At 72.4% G+C, this 16823-nt stretch carries 16 protein-coding genes and 1 pseudogene; 6 read left to right on the plus strand and 11 right to left on the minus strand.

From position 1 onward, the window contains the following. Window positions 1-422 (plus strand): annotated as a pseudogene (locus ABD844_RS01660) (ADP-ribosylglycohydrolase family protein); the annotation flags it as partial. A 104-nt stretch (window positions 423-526) separates the two neighbouring features. Here ABD844_RS01660 and ABD844_RS01665 read toward each other — a convergent pair. Next, the gene (locus ABD844_RS01665; RefSeq protein ID WP_344872156.1) at window positions 527-1126 is read right to left on the minus strand and encodes a hypothetical protein; all 600 of its coding nucleotides are present in this window, start codon (window positions 1124-1126) and stop codon (window positions 527-529) included. A gap of 97 nt (window positions 1127-1223) precedes the next feature. On the opposite strand from ABD844_RS01665, the gene ABD844_RS01670 reads away from it, so the two are divergent. Beyond that, window positions 1224-1766, plus strand: a complete 543-nt coding sequence (locus ABD844_RS01670) for an RNA 2'-phosphotransferase (protein ID WP_344872158.1) — start codon at window positions 1224-1226, stop codon at window positions 1764-1766. A 31-nt stretch (window positions 1767-1797) separates the two neighbouring features. Here the strand turns inward: ABD844_RS01670 and ABD844_RS01675 are convergent, their stop codons facing one another. The 3 genes from ABD844_RS01675 to ybiA form a co-directional block, all read right to left on the minus strand. Next, window positions 1798-2007 carry a hypothetical protein gene (locus ABD844_RS01675; RefSeq protein ID WP_344872159.1) on the minus strand — a complete coding sequence of 70 codons (210 nt, stop codon included), beginning with the start codon at window positions 2005-2007 and terminating at the stop codon, window positions 1798-1800. Next, window positions 2004-2849 carry an aldo/keto reductase gene (locus ABD844_RS01680; RefSeq protein ID WP_344872161.1) on the minus strand — a complete coding sequence of 282 codons (846 nt, stop codon included), beginning with the start codon at window positions 2847-2849 and terminating at the stop codon, window positions 2004-2006. The genes ABD844_RS01675 and ABD844_RS01680 overlap by 4 nt, the downstream gene beginning before the upstream one ends. A gap of 103 nt (window positions 2850-2952) precedes the next feature. Further along, window positions 2953-3513, minus strand: coding sequence for a riboflavin biosynthesis intermediates N-glycosidase (gene ybiA / locus ABD844_RS01685; RefSeq protein WP_344872163.1), 561 nt, complete (start codon window positions 3511-3513; stop codon window positions 2953-2955). A 198-nt stretch (window positions 3514-3711) separates the two neighbouring features. Between ybiA and ABD844_RS01690 the strand changes: the two genes are divergently transcribed. From ABD844_RS01690 to ABD844_RS01705, 4 genes are all read left to right on the plus strand, one after another. After that, window positions 3712-5100, plus strand: a complete 1389-nt coding sequence (locus ABD844_RS01690) for a TrkH family potassium uptake protein (RefSeq protein WP_425568490.1) — start codon at window positions 3712-3714, stop codon at window positions 5098-5100. After that, entirely contained in the window at window positions 5093-5755 is a 663-nt protein-coding gene (locus ABD844_RS01695; protein ID WP_344872165.1) for a potassium channel family protein, read from the plus strand. Before ABD844_RS01690 ends, ABD844_RS01695 begins: the two co-directional genes overlap by 8 nt. Window positions 5756-5835: 80 nt before the next feature. Next, window positions 5836-6279 (plus strand): CBS domain-containing protein, encoded by a 444-nt coding sequence (locus ABD844_RS01700; RefSeq protein WP_344872167.1) that lies wholly within the window; start codon window positions 5836-5838, stop codon window positions 6277-6279. Between the two features lie 131 nt (window positions 6280-6410). Continuing rightward, the gene (locus tag ABD844_RS01705; RefSeq protein WP_344872169.1) at window positions 6411-7523 is read left to right on the plus strand and encodes a DUF418 domain-containing protein; all 1113 of its coding nucleotides are present in this window, start codon (window positions 6411-6413) and stop codon (window positions 7521-7523) included. Here the strand turns inward: ABD844_RS01705 and ABD844_RS01710 are convergent. The 7 genes from ABD844_RS01710 to ABD844_RS01740 are packed head-to-tail and all read right to left on the minus strand — an operon-like array spanning window position 7508 to window position 16765. Beyond that, window positions 7508-8872, minus strand: coding sequence for an LLM class flavin-dependent oxidoreductase (locus tag ABD844_RS01710; protein ID WP_344872171.1), 1365 nt, complete (start codon window positions 8870-8872; stop codon window positions 7508-7510). The two genes, ABD844_RS01705 and ABD844_RS01710, sit on opposite strands and share 16 nt — an antisense overlap. Continuing rightward, complete coding sequence (locus ABD844_RS01715) at window positions 8869-10134, minus strand: SfnB family sulfur acquisition oxidoreductase (RefSeq protein WP_344872173.1); 1266 nt, start codon at window positions 10132-10134, stop codon at window positions 8869-8871. The genes ABD844_RS01710 and ABD844_RS01715 overlap by 4 nt, the downstream gene beginning before the upstream one ends. 1 nt (window position 10135) lies before the next feature. Next, the gene (locus ABD844_RS01720; RefSeq protein ID WP_344872175.1) at window positions 10136-11704 is read right to left on the minus strand and encodes a dipeptide ABC transporter ATP-binding protein; all 1569 of its coding nucleotides are present in this window, start codon (window positions 11702-11704) and stop codon (window positions 10136-10138) included. Further along, the gene (locus tag ABD844_RS01725; protein ID WP_344872177.1) at window positions 11701-12504 is read right to left on the minus strand and encodes an ABC transporter permease; all 804 of its coding nucleotides are present in this window, start codon (window positions 12502-12504) and stop codon (window positions 11701-11703) included. Before ABD844_RS01725 ends, ABD844_RS01720 begins: the two co-directional genes overlap by 4 nt. Next, window positions 12501-13436: an ABC transporter permease gene (locus ABD844_RS01730; RefSeq protein ID WP_344872179.1), complete on the minus strand. Its 936-nt coding sequence runs from the start codon at window positions 13434-13436 to the stop codon at window positions 12501-12503. The genes ABD844_RS01725 and ABD844_RS01730 overlap by 4 nt, the downstream gene beginning before the upstream one ends. Next, entirely contained in the window at window positions 13433-15082 is a 1650-nt protein-coding gene (locus ABD844_RS01735) for an ABC transporter substrate-binding protein (RefSeq protein WP_344872181.1), read from the minus strand. The genes ABD844_RS01730 and ABD844_RS01735 overlap by 4 nt, the downstream gene beginning before the upstream one ends. Before the next feature lie 3 nt (window positions 15083-15085). After that, window positions 15086-16765, minus strand: a complete 1680-nt coding sequence (locus ABD844_RS01740; protein ID WP_344872183.1) for an ABC transporter substrate-binding protein — start codon at window positions 16763-16765, stop codon at window positions 15086-15088. Between the last annotated feature and the right edge of the window lie 58 nt (window positions 16766-16823).

The following is a 16823-nucleotide window of genomic DNA, read 5'->3' on the forward strand; positions in this document are numbered from 1 at the left end:
CGGTGGCGGCGGCCGTCGCGGCGTCCCCTACGCGGCCGACTCCCGGAGGGCTCATCGACGAGGTGCTGCGGCACACGCCGCAGGGCCCGGTGCGCGACGGGATCGCGCTGGCCCGCCGCCTGCTGACGATCAGCGACCCGGTGCTCGCCGCGCGGCGGCTCGGCAACGGCCGGGCCGTCTCGGCCCAGGACACCATCCCGTTCACGCTCTGGGCCGCCGCCCGCCACCTGAACGACTACGCCGCCGCCTTCTGGACCACGGCGGCGGCCGGCGGGGACGTGGACACGACGTGCGCGATCGTGGGCGGCATCGTCGGCGCCCGGACGCCGCCGCCACCGGAGTGGCTGCGCCAGAGCGAACCACCCCCGGCCTGGGCCGACGTGCCACCCCCGCGCTGGGCCGACGCACCCACCACGGGCTGAACAACCGACGTGCCCGCCATGGACTGAGCTGTCGCGGTCGGCCTGGGCGTGCTGGGCGGGCTGGGCGGCCTCGACCGGCCGTGGGCGGGCGCGCCGCGTCCCGCTTACCGGGTGCCGAGGGGGAAGGTGCGCTCGAAGGCGAGGCTGAACGTGCGGGTGACCCAGCCCTTGCCGCCCCGTTCGCCGTCGGGGTCGGGCAGGGTGCCCGCGAGGATGGCGCGGCGGATCGCCGCCACCTCGGGCGAGCGGTCCCGCCGCCCCGCCAGCCGCCCCCGGTCGAGGACCAGCTCCACGACGTGCTCGTACTTCCAGCCGGGCGCGTACCCCATGTTCACGTGCAGGTCCTCGATGAGGCCTCGCCCGGCCAGCAGCCTGCCCGTGAACGGCACGTCCACCCGCAGCGGGGCGACCGTGAAGGAGCCGTCGTCCGTGTCCTCGGCGAGCGGCGTCCCGAAGATCTCCGTGCCGCCGGAGACCGGGCGCCCGGCCACGGTCGCGTGCGGGCCCAGCGTCAGCTCCCACAGGAGCAGGCGCCCGTCGTCCACGGTGAAGGAGCAGACGAAGCCGCGGTAGCAGGCCGTGTGGAACGGCCCGGGCACGATGCCGTGCCCGGTGGGCTCGAAGAGCGGCTCGGCGCCGTCGACGGCGGCCAGCACGTGGGGGGTGGCATCGACGACGATCGTGTCCGGGATTTGCGCGGTCACCACGAGACCGTCTCATGCCTGTGTGACGCGGCGGAACATTGAGACGCATTCGAAATCGGCTTGGCGGCGGAAGCCGGGTACGCGAGCATGTCCTCCGATGAACGAACGTCGCATGACACGCATCTCCAAATACCTGGCCAGGCACCTCCGGCACGACCCGCAGCGCATCGGTCTCGCCCTCGACCCGGGCGGCTGGGTGGAGGTGGAGGAGTTGCTGCGCGCCGCGGCCGAGCACGGGTTCCCGATCACGGCCGACGAGCTGCGGGAGGTCGTCGCCTCCAACGACAAACGCCGCTACGCGCTCGAGGACGGGCGGATCCGCGCCAGCCAGGGCCACTCGGTGCCGGTCGATCTCGGCCTGCCCGCAGCCGAGCCGCCGGAGGTGCTCTACCACGGCACCGTGGGCCGGTTCCTCGCGGCCATCAGGTCCGAGGGCCTGCGGGCGATGAACCGGCACCACGTGCATCTGTCCGCCGACCGGCAGACGGCCACGCGGGTGGGGGCGCGGCGCGGGGCCCCGGTGGTGCTGGTGGTGGCGGCGGGGGCGATGCGCGCCGACGGGCACACGTTCCGGCTCAGCGCGAACGGGGTCTGGCTGGTGGATCACGTGCCTCCGGCGTACCTGCGGTTCCCGTCCTGAGCCCCTTCCCGGGGTGCCCCAGCCGGTGGCGCTAGGCGGAGGCGGCGCGCTCGGGGAGGGGGCGGCGGCGCTGGGCCGGGTCGGTCAGCGAGCGCGGGCGCCAGGCGCCGTCGGGGTGGTAGAGGTTCGTGCCGGGCGGGACGATCTCGTCGATGCGGTCGAGCGTCGCGTCGTCGAGGGTGAGCGAGGCGCCCTTCAGCAGGTCTTCGAGCTGCGCCGGCGTACGCGGCCCCGTGATCACGAGGTGACGGCCGGATGCGCGGCGGCGAAGGCCACGGCGAGCTGCGGCAGCGTGCAACCCAGCCCGTCGGCCACCTCGGCGAGCTGCTCGACGGCCTCCAGCTTGACCACGTTCTCGGGCAGGGTGGGGTCGAAGCGGTGCGGCGTGAGCTTGGCGCGTCCGGCGGACATGTCCACGGGCAACCCCTTGCGGTAGCGGCCCGACAGGTAGCCGCTGGCCAGCGGGCTCCACGTCAGCACGCCCATGCCGTACCGGCGGCAGAGCGGCAGCACGTCCTTCTCCACGCCCCGCGCGAGCAGCGAGTACGGCGGCTGCTCGGTCCTGAACCGATACAGCGCGCGCCGCTCGGCGACGTGGTGCGACTCGACGATGTCCTCGGTGGGGAACGTCGAGCAGCCGAACGCGCGGATCTTCCCCTGCCGGACGAGGTCGGTCAGCACCGACAGCGTCTCCTCGACGTCGGTGGTGTGGTCGGGGCGGTGGACCTGGTAGAGGTCGATCCAGTCCGTACGCAGCCGCCGCAGGCTCTCCTCGACCTCCCGCGTGATCCACAGCCGCGAGTTGCCGCCCCTGTTCGGCCCCTCCCCCATCGGGAAGTGCACCTTGGTCGCCAGGACGACCTCGTCCCGCCGCCCCTGCAGCGCCTTGCCGACGATCTCCTCCGACTCGCCCGAGGAGTACATGTCGGCGGTGTCCACGAAGTTGACGCCCTGGTCGAGGGCGGTGTGGATGATGCGGGCACACTCGTCGTGATCGGTGTTGCCCACGGCCCCGAACATCATGGCGCCCAGGCAGTGGACGCTCACCTCGATGCCGGTGCCTCCGAGTACGCGGTAGCGCATGGTGGTCGAACTCCCTGACGGTCGGTGGAGACGCTTGCGGAGCGACCCTACGACCTAGAGCCGACTCCAGATCAAGTACGCGTCCTGACCCCCCGCCCCCGGGCTAACCACTCAGCGCGGAGCGGGCGGCCATGAGTGCGAAGCCGAGCAGGTTCAGCCCCTGCCACGCCGCCGGGGAGGCGGCGCGCTCGTCGCCCGCGGCCAGGCCGATGCCCCACACCCGGTCCCGGGGGCTGGCCTCCACCAGGACGCGCTCACCGGTGCCGAGCAGGTAGTCCGCGAGCGGCGCGCACTGCCCGAACTTGGCCGTGTTCCCGCGTACGACGATGGCGAAGCGGTGTGCCTGCCAGGTCTCCTCGTCGAACCCCCGGATGGCGCGGCCGAGCGCCTTGGCCTCCCCCGGATGCCCGGCCGCCAGGATCTCGGCCGCGCGCTCCCCGTCCCCGAACAGCCACGCCTTGTGGGCCATCATGTAGTGCTCGGCCGAGGCGAACGTGTGCCCGTCCTCGGTGAAGGTGACCGGCCACCACTGGCTCAGCCATCCGGGGCCGGCACCGCCGTCGCGGGCGGGCTGGTGGCCCCAGAAGAAGACGTACTTGAGACGACGGCCGGACCGCTCGGCGGCGATGAGCGCGTCCACCGTCATGGGGATCTCGTCGGACATGTCCCTCACCGTCCCACATCGGGGACCGGTCCCGCGCGGACACCTCCGGCCCGGCGGGCGTCAAGAAGGCGTGGTTTCGTCGTCAAGAACGTGCCGGTACGCTGGCGCCCACCGGGGCTGTTACGGTAGTGCACGGCGCGCCGGGAAGTCTGGTCGGCATAAGACTGCCGGTCGGCTGCTCGGGGAGGCGTTCACGATGTGCGACCGTGGCTCTGCGGAGTGGAGCGGGGCTCGGTGATGGGAGTGCTCAAGCCGCTCTCGTCCCGTTTCACGCATCCGGCCCAGGTTGTGGCGATCGGGTTCGGCCTGGCCATCGCGACCGGCACGTTCCTGCTCACGCTGCCCATCGCCACCACCGACGGCGAGTCGGCGGGCTGGGTGGCCGCGCTGTTCACGGCTACCTCGGCCGCGTGCGTGACCGGGCTGGCGGTGGTCGACACCGCCTCGCACTGGTCGGTGTTCGGCGAGCTGGTGATCGCCGGGCTGGTCCAGGCGGGCGGGCTCGGCATCATGACCATGGCGACCGTGTTCACGCTGCTCATCTCGGGCCGGTTGGGGCTGCGTGCCCGGATCGTGGCCCAGGCCGAGACCAAGGCGCTGAGCATGAGCGACATCCGGCGGGTCATCCGCAAGGTGGTGCTGTTCAGCCTGCTGTGCGAGGTGCTGACCGCCGCCGTGCTCACCGGCCGCTTCATGATCGCGTACGACGAGCCGTTCGGCCGCGCCGTCTACCTGGGCGCCTTCCATTCGGTGATGGCGTTCAACAACGCCGGGTTCGCGCTCTGGCCCGACAGTCTCGTACGGTTCGTCTCCGACGCCTGGATCTGCCTGACCATCGCCGCGTCCTGCATCGTGGGCGGGCTGGGCTTCCCCGTGGTGTTCGAGCTGGCCCGCTCCTGGCGGCACCCGCGCAGGTGGAGCGTGCTGACCCGGATCACGGTGGGCGTGTCGGTGACGCTGCTGGTGCTCGGCACGCTGGTCTTCCTGCTGACCGAGTGGCGCAATCCGAAGACGCTCGGGGCTCTCGACGACTCCGGCAAGCTGCTGGCGGCGTTCTTCACGGCGGTCATGCCGCGCTCGGCCGGGTTCAACGTCCTCGACATCTCCGAGATGCATCCGTCGAGCTGGCTGGCGACCGACCTGCTGATGTTCATCGGCGGGGGCAGCGCGGGCACGGCGGGCGGCATCAAGGTGACCACGATCGGGCTGCTGGCGTTCGTCGTGTGGGCCGAGATGCGCGGCGAGGGCCGGGTGCACGTCGGCCACCGCAGCCTGTCCGACACCACGCAGCGCCAGGCGGTGACGATCACGGCGCTGGGGGCGGCGCTGGTGGGTGTGGCCACGTACGTGCTGCTCGCCCTCACCCCGCACGACCTCGACCGGGTGATGTTCGAGGTGGTGGCGGCGTTCGGCACGGCGGGCCTGTCCACCGGCATCACCGCCGACGTCGGCACGGCCGGTCAGCTGCTGCTCGTGCTGCTCATGTTCGTCGGCCGCATCGGCCCTCTCACCCTGGGCTCCGCGCTGGCCCTCAACAGGCGGACCCGCCACTACGAACTCCCCGAGGAGCGAGTCATCGTTGGCTGACTACACGAGCAATCCGGTGGTCGTCATCGGCCTGGGCCGGTTCGGCACGTCGCTGGCGCTGGAGCTCACCCGGCGCGGCACCGAGGTCCTGGCCATCGACCACCGTCCGAAGATCACCCAGGGTCTGGCGGGGCGCATCACCCAGATCGCCACCGCCGACGCCACCGACATGGAGGCGCTGCGCCAGCTCGGCGTGGCCGACTTCTACCAGGCGGTGGTGGCCGTGGGCAGCGACATCGAGGCCAGCATCCTCACCACGTCGCTCCTGGTCGAGCTGGAGATCAACGACATCTGGGCCAAGGCCATCAGCACCCAGCACGGCCGCATCCTGAGCCGCATCGGCGCCCACCACGTCGTCTTCCCCGAGCACGACATGGGCGAGCGGGTGGCCCACCTGGTGAACGGGCGCATGCTCGACTACATGCAGGTCGACGAGGACTTCGCGCTGGCCAAGACCAGCCCGCCCAAGGAGTACGTGGGCATCCCCCTCGGCCGCTCCAACCTGCGCCGCAAGTACGGCGTCACGATCGTGGCCGTGAAGCCGCCGGGCGAGGAGTTCACGTACGCGACGGCTGATACGGAGCTGACGTACGGGGACATCGTGCTGGTGTCGGGGCGTACGGAGCAGGTCGAGCGCTTCGCCGAACTCCCCTGAGCCGAACCTCTGAGCCGAACCGCTGAGTTGATCCGCTGGGTGGGGCCGATCCGGCTAGGCTGGGAGGTCGGAGGCCACTGATGCGCGCACGCGATCTCGCCGTCGAGTTCCCGACGGTCGCTCTCGACACCCCGGCGCTGGAGGCGGCCAGGCTGCTGGCCGAGCGCGACCTGCCGGGGCTCATCCTGGTCGACGACCACGGGCGGCCGTTCAGCATCCTGCCCGGCACGCAGGTGCTGCGTCTGGCGGTGCCCGCCTACTGCCAGGACGATCCGGCGCTGGCCCGGGTGGTCGACGAGGCGCACGCCGACCGGTTCCTGCACCGGCTCGGGGGCAAGACCGTGCGCGAGTGCCTGCCGGAGCAGCCGCGCGAGCTGCCGGTGGCCGACCCGAAGGCGACGGTGCTGGAGCTGGCGGCGCTGATGGCGCGTACGCGCAGCCCGCTGGTGGCGGTGGTCGAGGAGGGCCGCCTGACCGGCGCCGTCACCCTGCAGTCCCTGCTGGACCACGCCCTCCAGCTCTGACCCGCCCGCCTGACCCGCCCGCCTGACCAGCGCGCGAGACCAAAGTCGCGGGAGGTACATCGATCGATGTACGGCCCATTTCGCTCCCCAGGACGATCACGGCGGCCCCGCGCGCCAGCACAGTTGAGAGTGTGAGCAGACGCATCGACGCACTCGACGTGCTTCGCGGAGTGGCCATCCTGGGCACGCTCGGCACCAACATCTGGATCTTCACCTCTCCCGCGGGCCCCATGGAGCTGCTCGGCGGCGGGAGCGGCGGCGCGGTGGAGACGTTCCTGCGGTTCCTGTCGAACGGCAAGTTCCTCGGGCTGCTCACGCTGCTGTTCGGCGTGGGGCTGGAGCTGCAGTACCGCAGCGCCGTACGCAAGGGGACGACCTGGCCTGGCCGCTACCTGTGGCGGGCGGCGCTGCTGTTCGGCGAGGGCGTGCTGCACTACGTGCTGGTCTTCGAGTTCGACGTGCTGATGGGGTACGCGATCACCTCCGTGGTGGTGGCGTACCTGGTGGGCCGTGGCGCGCGTACGGTCACGGCGTGGATGGTGGGTGCGGGCACGCTGCACGTGGCCGTCGTGGGCCTGGTCACCGTGGGCCTGATGACCGGGCAGGGCCAGATCACGGGCGCGGCGCCGCCCAGTGGCTGGCTCGACCAGGTGCTGTTCCGGCTGCAGAACCCGGGGATCTTCCGCGCGGAGCTGGTGCTCATCGTGCCGATGGGCATCGTGCTGTTCCTGCTCGGCGCCCGCCTGCTGCGCGCCGGAGTCTTCGAGGAGGGCGGCGCGCGCCTGCGCGGCAGGCTGATCGCCGTCGGGCTCGGCCTGGGGGTGCCGCTGAACCTGTTCACCGCGTTCGGCGGGCCCGGCTGGTTCGTGGTCGACCGTTACCTCGTGGCGCCGCTGGTCTCGCTGGGCCTGCTGGCGCTGATCACCTCCATCGTGCTGGGCCTGCGCGAGGCCCCCGGCGTGCTGCGCAGGGGGCTCAGCGGCGTCGGCAGGACGGCGCTGTCCTGCTACGTCTTCCAGAACGTGGCGGCCGCCGTGCTGTGCTACGACTGGGGCCTCGGGCTCGCGGACCGGCTCGACGGGTGGCGGCCCTGGTGGGTGCCGGTGGCGTGGGCGGGGATCTGCCTGTCGTTCATGGTGGGCTCGTCCCTGTGGCTGCGCCGCTTCGAACGCGGGCCGCTGGAGCTGGCCTGGCAGTGGGCCTACCAGGCGCCGTGGCGGACCCACGATCAGGCGCGCCGGTAGGCGGCCCCCGGGTGGGTGGCGGGCAGGCGGTGCGCACCGGGGCCGAGCAGCCGCTCGCGCAGCGTCGCGTCGCCGTACTCGGTGCGGTAGCGGCCCCGGCGTTGCAGTTCGGGGACGACGAGGTCGATGAAGTCCTCGGCGGTGCCCGGCGACAGGTACTGCATGAGGTTGAAGCCCGTGGCGCCGCTCTCGTCGGCCCAGCGCTCGATCTCGTCGGCGACCTGACCGGGCGTGCCGGCCACGAAGAACGGCCCGCCCCCGCCGATCCGGCCGACGGAGTCGAGCACGTCGCGCACCCGCAGGCCCCGGCCGACCAGGGGGCGCACGGCCCGCTCGGTGAAGTCGCCGCCGCGGGCCACGATGTCGTCGATCAGCTCCTCCGGCCCGTACGCGGCCAGGTCGATGCCGCTGCCCCGCTGCGCCAGGAAGCCCTCCGGCCTGATGTGCCGCCGCAGCTCGGCGACCTTGGCCTCGACCTCCCGTTCCGTGGGCGCGACGATGACGGACGCGCTGGGGAAGAACGTGATGTGCGCGGGATCGCGCCCGAACGCGGCGGCCCGCCGTCGGGTGTCGGCGATCTCCTCCCGCAGCGCCTCCGGGGAGACTGCGCCGGTGAACACCGCCTCGGCGTGCCTGGCCGCGAAGTCCTTGCCGCGCTCCGAGTTGCCCGCCTGGTACAGGACGGGGGTGCGCTGCGGCGACGGCTCCGACAGGTGCGGCCCGGCGACCCGGAAGTGTTTGCCGACGTGGTCGATGGCGTGCACCTTGGCCGGGTCGGTGTAAACGGCCCGTTCGCGGTCGCGCAGCACGGCGCCGTCCTCCCAGCTCCCCTCCCACAGCTTGTAGAGCACCTCCAGGTACTCCTCGGCGATCTCGTAGCGCAGGTCGTGCTCGATCTCGTCGTCGAGGCCGAAGTTGCGGGCCGCGCTGCGCAGGTAGGAGGTCACGATGTTCCACGCCACCCGGCCCTTGGTCAGGTGGTCGAGGGTGGACATGCGGCGGGCGTGCGCGAACGGCGGCTCGTACGTGGTGGAGAACGTCACCGCGAACCCCAGGTGCCGCGTCACGGCCGCCATGGCCGGCACCACGAGCAGCGGGTCGTTGGCCGGGATCTGCACGGCCTCGCGGATGGCGGTCTCGGGCCCGCCCCGGTAACGGTCGTAGGCGCCGACGACGTCGGCCAGGAAGACGGCGTCGAACAGGCCGCGCTCCAGCAGCCTGGCCAGGTCCGTCCAGTACTCCAGGTCGGTGTAGCGGTGGCGGTTGTTGGCGGGGTGGGTCCACAGGCCGTGCTGGATGTGGCCCACGCAGTTCATCTCGAACAGGTTGAAGTGGATGAGGCCGCTCATCGGGTGAGGCTCCTGGGTGCGATGCCGTTGAGGTGGTAGTTGCCGACGTCGTGCACCTTGGCCCGCCGCGGGTCGTGCACGGTGTGGGTGCGGGCGTTGCGCCAGTGCCGGTCCAGGTTGAGCGGGCCGCGTACGGCGCTCGCCCCGGCCAGCTCGAACCACTCGCCGGTCACTCGGTTGGCGGCCCGGTCGGCCTGCGCGCGGGCGGCGGCCATCGCCACGGCCGCCTCGTCGGCCAGGTGCTCGAAGTCCTCCGGCAGGGCGGCGCGGGCCCGGTCGACGGCGTCGCCCGCGCTCTCCAGCAGCGCTCGGGCGGCGCGGGTCAGCACGGCCAGCTCGCCGAAGCGCTGCACGACGACCGGGTCCTCGACGACCTTCTCGACCAGCCCTCCGGGCGGGCCGCCGTTGGCGCCGACGCTGCCGTAGCCGCCCCTCAGGTAGCCGCGCAGGAACGCGGCGGCGTCGGCCAGCGCACCCTCCGCGATGCCGGTGTCGATGGCGGCGTGGATGAGCAGCCCGAAGCTGCGGAAGGTGCCGCCGCCGTCGCGGCGCACCCGCATGACGTGCGCGGCGGGCACGAACACGTCGTCGAGCAGGACGGTGCCGCTGGCCGTCGTCCGCTGCCCGAAGCCGTCCCAGTCGTCCACCACGGTCAGCCCGGGGCTCTCGCGCGGCACGAACGCCACGGTGTAGGTCTCGCCGCCGGACGTCCCGCCGTCAGTGGACCCGCCGGCAGTGGACCCGCCAGCGGGCCCGCTCTCGCCCAGCGCGGCGACGGGGACCCAGTGGGCAAACAGCGCGCCGGTCGAGTAGATCTTGCGCCCGGAGACGAGGTAGCCGTCCTCGTGCGGGCGCAGCGTGGCGCGTTCGCGCTCGCCGCCGGGGCCGCGCGCGTCCACGGCGGCGTTGCCCAGGCGGCGTCCGGCCAGCACCTCGCGGTAGAAGAACGCCTGCTGCTCCTCGGTGCCGAACTCGCGCAGGCAGTCGACGTACCAGAAGTGGTTCTGGGGGATCTGGCCGATGCTGCCGTCGGCCGCCGACAGCTCCCTGATGACCGCGCCGAGCGTCGCCGTACGCACGCCCGCGCCGCCGTGCTCGGCCGGGACGGTGATGCCGAGCAGCCCGCTCTCCGAGAGCGCCTCGACCTCGGCCGCGGGCAGGATGCGCTCGGCGTCGCGCCGCGCGGCCCCCTCGGCGAAGCCGCGGGCCAGCTCGCGGGCGACCTCGACGGCCTCCTCGTCGGTCTTGATCACATGTGCCATGTCACGCCGCCGCCAATCTCGGGATGGCCGCCACCAGTTCCTTCGTGTACGGGTGCGCGGGCGTGCGGAACACGGTCTCGACCGGCCCCTCCTCAACCACGCGCCCGTCCTTCATGACCAGGACCCGATCGCACACGTGGTGCACCACGCCCAGGTCGTGCGAGATGAACAGGTAGGCCACGCCCGTCTCCCGCTGTACGTCCTCCAGCAGGTCGAGCACCTGCGCCTGCACGGACACGTCGAGCGCGGAGACCGGCTCGTCGCACACGATCACCGAGGGCCGCGGCGCCAGGGCGCGCGCGATGGCCACGCGCTGGCGCTGGCCGCCCGACAGCCGCAGCGGCCGCCGGTCGAGGTGCTCGGCGCCGAGCCCGACCAGCTCCAGCAGTTCGACGGAGCGCGCGCGGCGCTCGCCGCGTGGCACGCCCGCCACCGAGAGGGCCTCGGCCAGCACCTTGGCCACGGTGTAGCGGGGGTCGAAGGAGGCGAGGGGGTCCTGGTAGACGACCTGTACGTCCCGGCGCAGGGCCGGGTCGCGGCCGGTCCACGCCTTGCCGCGGACGTCGACCGTGCCGGTGTCGGGCCGGGTCAGGCCGAGCGCGATCCTCGCGGTGGTGGTCTTGCCCGACCCCGACTCGCCGACGATCCCGAGCGTCTCGGCCGCGCGCAGCTCGAACGACACCTCCCGTACGGCGGCCCGCCCGCCGAAGGACTTCCCGAGGCCCTCGGCCCTGACCACGACCTCGCCGGGGTCGCGCCGGGGCGCGGCGGGGGCGGCGTCGGAGAGCCGGGTGCCCTTGGTGTGCTCGGCGGGGATGGCCCGCAGCAGCCGCCTGGTGTAGTCGTGGGCCGGGGTGCCGAGCACCTGGGCGGTGGGCCCGTGCTCGACGATCCTGCCGTCCTTCATGACCGCGACCCGGTCGGCCAGCCGGGCGACCACCGCCAGGTCGTGGCTGATCACCAGCAGCGACCTGCCCTGGGCCTTGAGCCCGGCCAGCAGGTCGAGGATCTGCGCCTGGACGGTGACGTCCAGGGCGGTGGTGGGCTCGTCGGCGATCACCAGGTGGGGATCGCCCGCGATGGCGGCGGCGATCAGCGCCCGCTGGCGCAGCCCGCCGGACAGCTCGTGCGGGAGCTGTCCGGCCCGCAGCTCCGGCTCGGGCACGCCGACCGAGGCGAGCAGCTCGTGCACGCGGGCCCGGCGGGCGGCGCCGGACAGGGCGGTGTGGGCGGCCAGCACCTCCTCGATCTCCTTGCCGACCTTGCGCAGCGGGTCGAGCGACACCAGCGCGTCCTGGAGCACGAATCCGATGCGGCTGCCGCGCAGCCTGCGCCAGCCGCGCTCGCGCAGGGCGGTCAGGTCCTGCCCGGCGAAGCTCAGCGCGGCGGCGCTGACGCGGGCGCCCTCACCGGTGAGGCCGACCAGGGTGCGGGCGGTGACGCTCTTGCCCGAGCCCGACTCCCCCACCAGGGCCAGGCACTCCCCCGCCTCGATCTCGAACGACACTCCGCGCACGACCTGGGCCGCACCGAAGGCGACACGCAGATCGTCCACCTTCACCACGCTCACGAGGTCCTCCCTTCCGATCGCAGTCTGAGCGCCCGGCCGACCACGGTCACGCTGATCACCGTCAGCGTGATCGCGGCGCCGGGGAAGAGGCCGTACCACCAGGCCCGTGAGATGAAGTTGCGGGCGGTGGACAGCATGGAGCCCCACTCGGGCTCCGGCGGCGGCGTGCCGAGCCCGAGGAAGCTCAGCGCCGACCCGGCCACCAGGGCGGTCCCGACGCCGATGGTGGCCAGGACGAGCACCGGCTTGACGGCGTTGGGCAGCACGTGCCGCAGGATGACGCGTGGCGCCGTCAGGCCGAGCGCGTACGCCGCCTCGACGTAGCTCGACCTGCGGACGGCCAGCGTCTGGGCGCGCACCAGGCGCGCGTACGACGGGATGTTGGCCACGCCGATGGCCAGCATCGCGTTGGCGGTGCCGCCGCCCGCGACGGTGATGACCACCAGCGCCAGCAGCAGCTCGGGGAAGGCCAGGCCGACGTCCGAAAGGCGCATGATGACGTTCTCCACGACCCGGTTGCCCAGCCCGGCGGCCAGGCCGAGCAGCCCGCCGAAGACGAGCGCGACGGCGATCGCCCCGAAGCCGAGCAGCAGCGAGGTACGCGTGCCGTACACGATGCGGGCCAGCACGTCCCTGCCGTTCTCGTCGGTGCCGAGCAGGTGCTCGGCGCTCGGGGGCCGCAGGGTCCCGCCGCTGTCCACGGCCAGCGGGTCCTGGCCGGTGAACAGGTGCGGCGCGAGCGCGGCCAGCACCAGTGCCACCAGGACTGCGCCGGCGAGGTAGACGCCCAGGCGGTTCACGCGGCCTCCTTCAGCCGGGGGTCGATGGCCAGGTAGAGCAGGTCCACGACGAGGTTGACCAGCACGTAGACCAGCGCGGACAGCAGCACCACGCCGAGCACGACCGGCAGGTCCTTGGCGTTGACCGCCGTGACGAGCAGGCGGCCGATGCCCTGGCGGGTGAAGAGCGTCTCGGTGACGACCGCGCCGCCGAACAGCGCGCCCACCCAGAAGCCGGTCATCGTGACGAGCGGGGTCAGGGCGTGCCTGAGCGCGTGGCGCAGCCGTACGGCCGTGTCGCTCAGGCCCCGGGCCCTGGCGCTGACCACGAACGGCTCGTCCAGCACCTCCTCCAGCGCCTCGCGCAGGACGTGGCCGAGGACACCCGCGATGGGCAGGGCCAGGCAGAGCGCAGGCAGCACCAGCGAGGCCGGCCCCTGCCCGCCGGTCGCGGGGAACAGCCGCAGCCCGAAGGAGAAGACGGTCAGCAGCACGATGCCCAGCCAGAACGTCGGGGTGGAGGCCGCCACCAGCTCCGCCCCCGCGGCCAGCCCGCGCAGCCAGCGCCGCCGCTTGGCGGTGGCCAGCGCGAGCACGACGGCCAGCAGCAGGCCGGTGACGGCGGCGGCCAGCGCCAGCTCGACGGTGGCGGCGGCCTGCTCGCCGATGGCCTGGGTGACCGGGCTGTGCAGCCGGTAGGAGGTGCCGAAGTCGCCGTGCAGGATGCGCCACAGGTGTGTGGCGTACTGGGCGTACCAGGGGCGGTCGAGGCCGTACTCGGCGCGGACCTGGGCGAGCACCTCCGGGGTCGGGGCGGCGCCCTCACCCCCGACGATGGCCTCGGCCGGGTCGCCGGGGGTGAAGTGCACCACCAGGAAGGTCAGGGTCGCCGCGCCCCACAGTACGCCGACCCCGGCCAGCAGGCGCCATCCGATGAAGGCGAGGGTCCTCATTCGTCCAGCCACGTGTCGTAGAAGTACGGCGAGGGGTAGGCGGGGGTGAAGGCCAGGTCGCGGACCCTGTTGTGGTAGGCGACCGGGCGCGGGTCGTCGTAGAACGGGATGGCCGGCGCCAGCTCCAGGAGCCTGGTCTGCGCCTGGTTGTACAGCTCGGTGCGTTCGGCCTGGCCGGTGGCGCGTCTGGCCCGCTCCAGCAGGTCGTCCAGCCGGGTGTCCGACAGGCGGGCGACGTTCTGGCCGCGCCGTTGCGCGGTGGTGATGTTCTTGGAGGAGTACTGGATCCAGAGCACGTCGGCGGTGTTGGTGGCCCACAGGCCCGAGGTGAGGTCGTAGTCGCCCTTGGTCGAGCGGTCCGTGAGCTCCTGCTCGGGCGGCGTCTGGATCTGGATGTCCAGGCCGATCTTCCTGGCCGCCGCCTGGGTCTGCACGGCGATCTGCATGCGCTGGGCGGGGAAGTTGGCCGCGATCGGGAAGTACGCGGTCAGCCGCCTGCCGTCCTTGAGCCGGATGCCGTCCTTGTCCCTGCCGGTCCAGCCGGCCTCGTCGAGCAGCCGGGCGGCCGCGGCCGGGTCGTGGGCGATGGTGCCGGCCAGGCCCTTGGCGTAGCCGGGGGTGGAAGAGGTGACGAAGCCCTGGGCTACCTGGTACTGGCCGAAGGAGACGCCCTGGATGATCGAGTCGCGGTCCACGGCGGCCAGCAGCGCCTGGCGTACCTTGACGTCGTCGAACGGGGGGCGTGAGGTGTTCAGCCAGAACGACATCGGGTGCCCCGGCCGGATCGCGGTGAGGAAGCCGAGGTCGGGGTTGGTCTTGACGTCCTCGACGTTCTGCGGCGGGGTGAAGTCGATGGCGTCGACCTCGCCGGCGGCCAGCGCGTTGTAGCGGGTGGCGTCCTCGGCCAGGAAGCGGATCTCCAGCTTCTCCAGGTAGGCGGGGCCGGTGTGCTTGGCGCTCTTCGGGCCCCAGTTGTAGTCGGGGTTGCGGTGGTAGGTGATGCTCTGGCCCTTGGTCCACTTCTCGAACACGAACGGCCCCGAGCCGATCGGGTGCTCGCAGATGGTCTCGGGGGCCTCCTTGATCTGCTTGGGCGAGATCATGCCGAGGTAGCCCTGCGCGAGGATGTCGAGGAACGGCGCGTACGGCGACGACAGGCGCACCTTCAGCGTGTGCTCGTCGACGACCTCGGCGTCCTCGTAGGGCGCGATGTACGCGGCGGCCAGCGGCGACTTGGTCGCCGGATCCTTCATGTGCTCGAAGTTGGCCTTCAGCGCCTCGGCGTTCCAGACGGCCCCGTCGTGGAACTTCACCCCTTGGCGGAGCTTGAAGGTGTAGGTCAGCCCGTCGTCGGAGATCTCCCAGGCGTCGGCCAGCCACGGCTGGATCGTGCCGTCGGCGTCGAACCACACCAGCGAGTCGGAGACCGGCACCGTGGCCACCGGGCCGTCGGAGCTGGCGTTGCCGTGCGGGTCGAGGCAGGGCGGCTCCTGCCCGTTCTCGCCCAGGACGAGTGTGCCGCCGGGCTTCGGGGCGCCGGACGGGCCGGCCGCGCCGCCGGAGACCTGCGCGGCGCCGCCGCAACCGGCCATCAGTAGGGCCACCAGCAGGGCGGTCAGGAGGGGGACGGCGAGTTTCTTGGTCATGTGTCAGCTCACCCAGGTGTCGTGGAAGGTGACCGCGCCGTAGGCGTAGTCCCAGGTCAGCCCGTGCACCTTGGTACGCGAGGAGACCAGGCTCGGCCGGTCGTACAGGGGGATGGCGGGTGCGAGCCCGACCAGGCGGGCCTGCGCCTGGCCGTAGATCGCGGCACGTTCTGCGGCGTCGGTGCTCTGCCTGGCCCTTTCGAGCAGTTCGTCGAGCTGGTCGTCGGCGAGCCTGGTGGTGTTCTGGCCGCGCCGTTCTGCGGTGGTGATGTTCTTGGAGGAGTACTGGATCCAGAGCACGTCGGCGGTGTTGGTGGTCCAGATGCCGACCGAGACGTCGAAGTCGCCCTTGGCGGTGCGGTCGGAGGAGACCTGGGCGGTGACGTTCTCGATCTTGAGCTCGATGCCCAGTTTCGCGGCGGCGGCCTGGGTCTGCACCAGGATCTGGGTGTTCTGCGGGTTGACGCCGGTGTCGAGGGCGACGGCGGTCAGCCGCCGGCCGTCCTTGACGCGGATGCCGTCCGAGCCCTTGGCCGTCCAGCCGGCCTCGTCCAGCAGCGTGGCGGCCTTGGCCGGGTCGTGGGCGATGCCGCCGGACTCGGCGTGGTCGGGGGTGGAGGGGGTGACGAAGCCGGTGGCGACGTTCCACTGGCCGAAGGAGACGCTGCCGATGATGGCCTCGCGGTCCACGGCGAGCGTGAGCGCCTGGCGTACCCGCTGGTCGGAGAAGGGGGCGCGGCCGGTGTTGAGCCAGACCGAGAACGGGTGTCCCGGCCGGTCGATGGTGTCGAAGGCGAGGTCGGGGTTGGCCTTGATGTCCTCGACGTTCTGCGGCGGGGTGTTGTCGATCACGTCGACCTCGCCGGCGAGCAGGGCGTTGTAGCGGGTGGCGTCCTCGGCCAGGAAGCGGATCTCCAGCCGGTCGAGGTAGGCAGGTCCGCCGCGCCCGGCCGGGCCCCAGGCGTAGCCGGGGTTCTTGCGGTAGGCGATGCTCTGGCCCTTGGTCCACTTGTCGAACACGAACGGCCCCGACCCGACCGGGTGCTCGCAGGTGCTCGCCGGGTCCTCCTTGAGCTGCTTGGGCGAGATCATCGCCAGGTACGACTGCGCGAGCACGTTGAGGAAGGCCGAGTACGGCGAGGACAGCCGCACCTTCAGCGTGTGCTCGTCGACGACCTCGGCGTCCTCGTAGGGCGCGATGTACGCGGCGGCCAGCGGCGACTTGGTCGCCGGGGCGCGCATGTGCTCCAGGTTGAGCCGCAGCGCCTCGGCGTCCCAGGCCGACCCGTCGTGGAACCGTACGCCCTGCCGCAGGGTGAAGGTGTAGGTGAGGCCGTCGTCCGAGACCTTCCACGCCGACGCCAGCCAGGGCTTGAGGTTGCCGTCGGCGTCCTGCCACAGCAGCGAGTCGAAGATCGGGCGGCCGACGACCGTGGTGTTGGTGGTGGACAACTGGTGGGGGTCGAGGCAGGCGGGCTCGTCGCCGTTCTCGCCGAGCACGAGCGTGCCTCCGGGCTTGGGGGAACCGTCGGCTGCCCCACCGGTGGCGGGCCCACTGGCGGGCCCACTGGCGGGCCCACTGGCGGGCCCACTGGCGGGCCCATTGGCGGGCACGTTGCCGCACGCGGTCAGCGCCGTCGCGAGCAGGGCCGTGACGAGCAGCAGTTTCGAGCGGGTGCGCATGGGCGTCCTTAAACAGGTATTGCCTACCTGCATTGCAGGGATTACGGTGAACCATAAC

Source organism: Nonomuraea antimicrobica, assembly GCF_039536965.1.
In the GTDB taxonomy this organism is placed as follows: Bacteria; Actinomycetota; Actinomycetes; order Streptosporangiales; family Streptosporangiaceae; genus Nonomuraea; species Nonomuraea antimicrobica.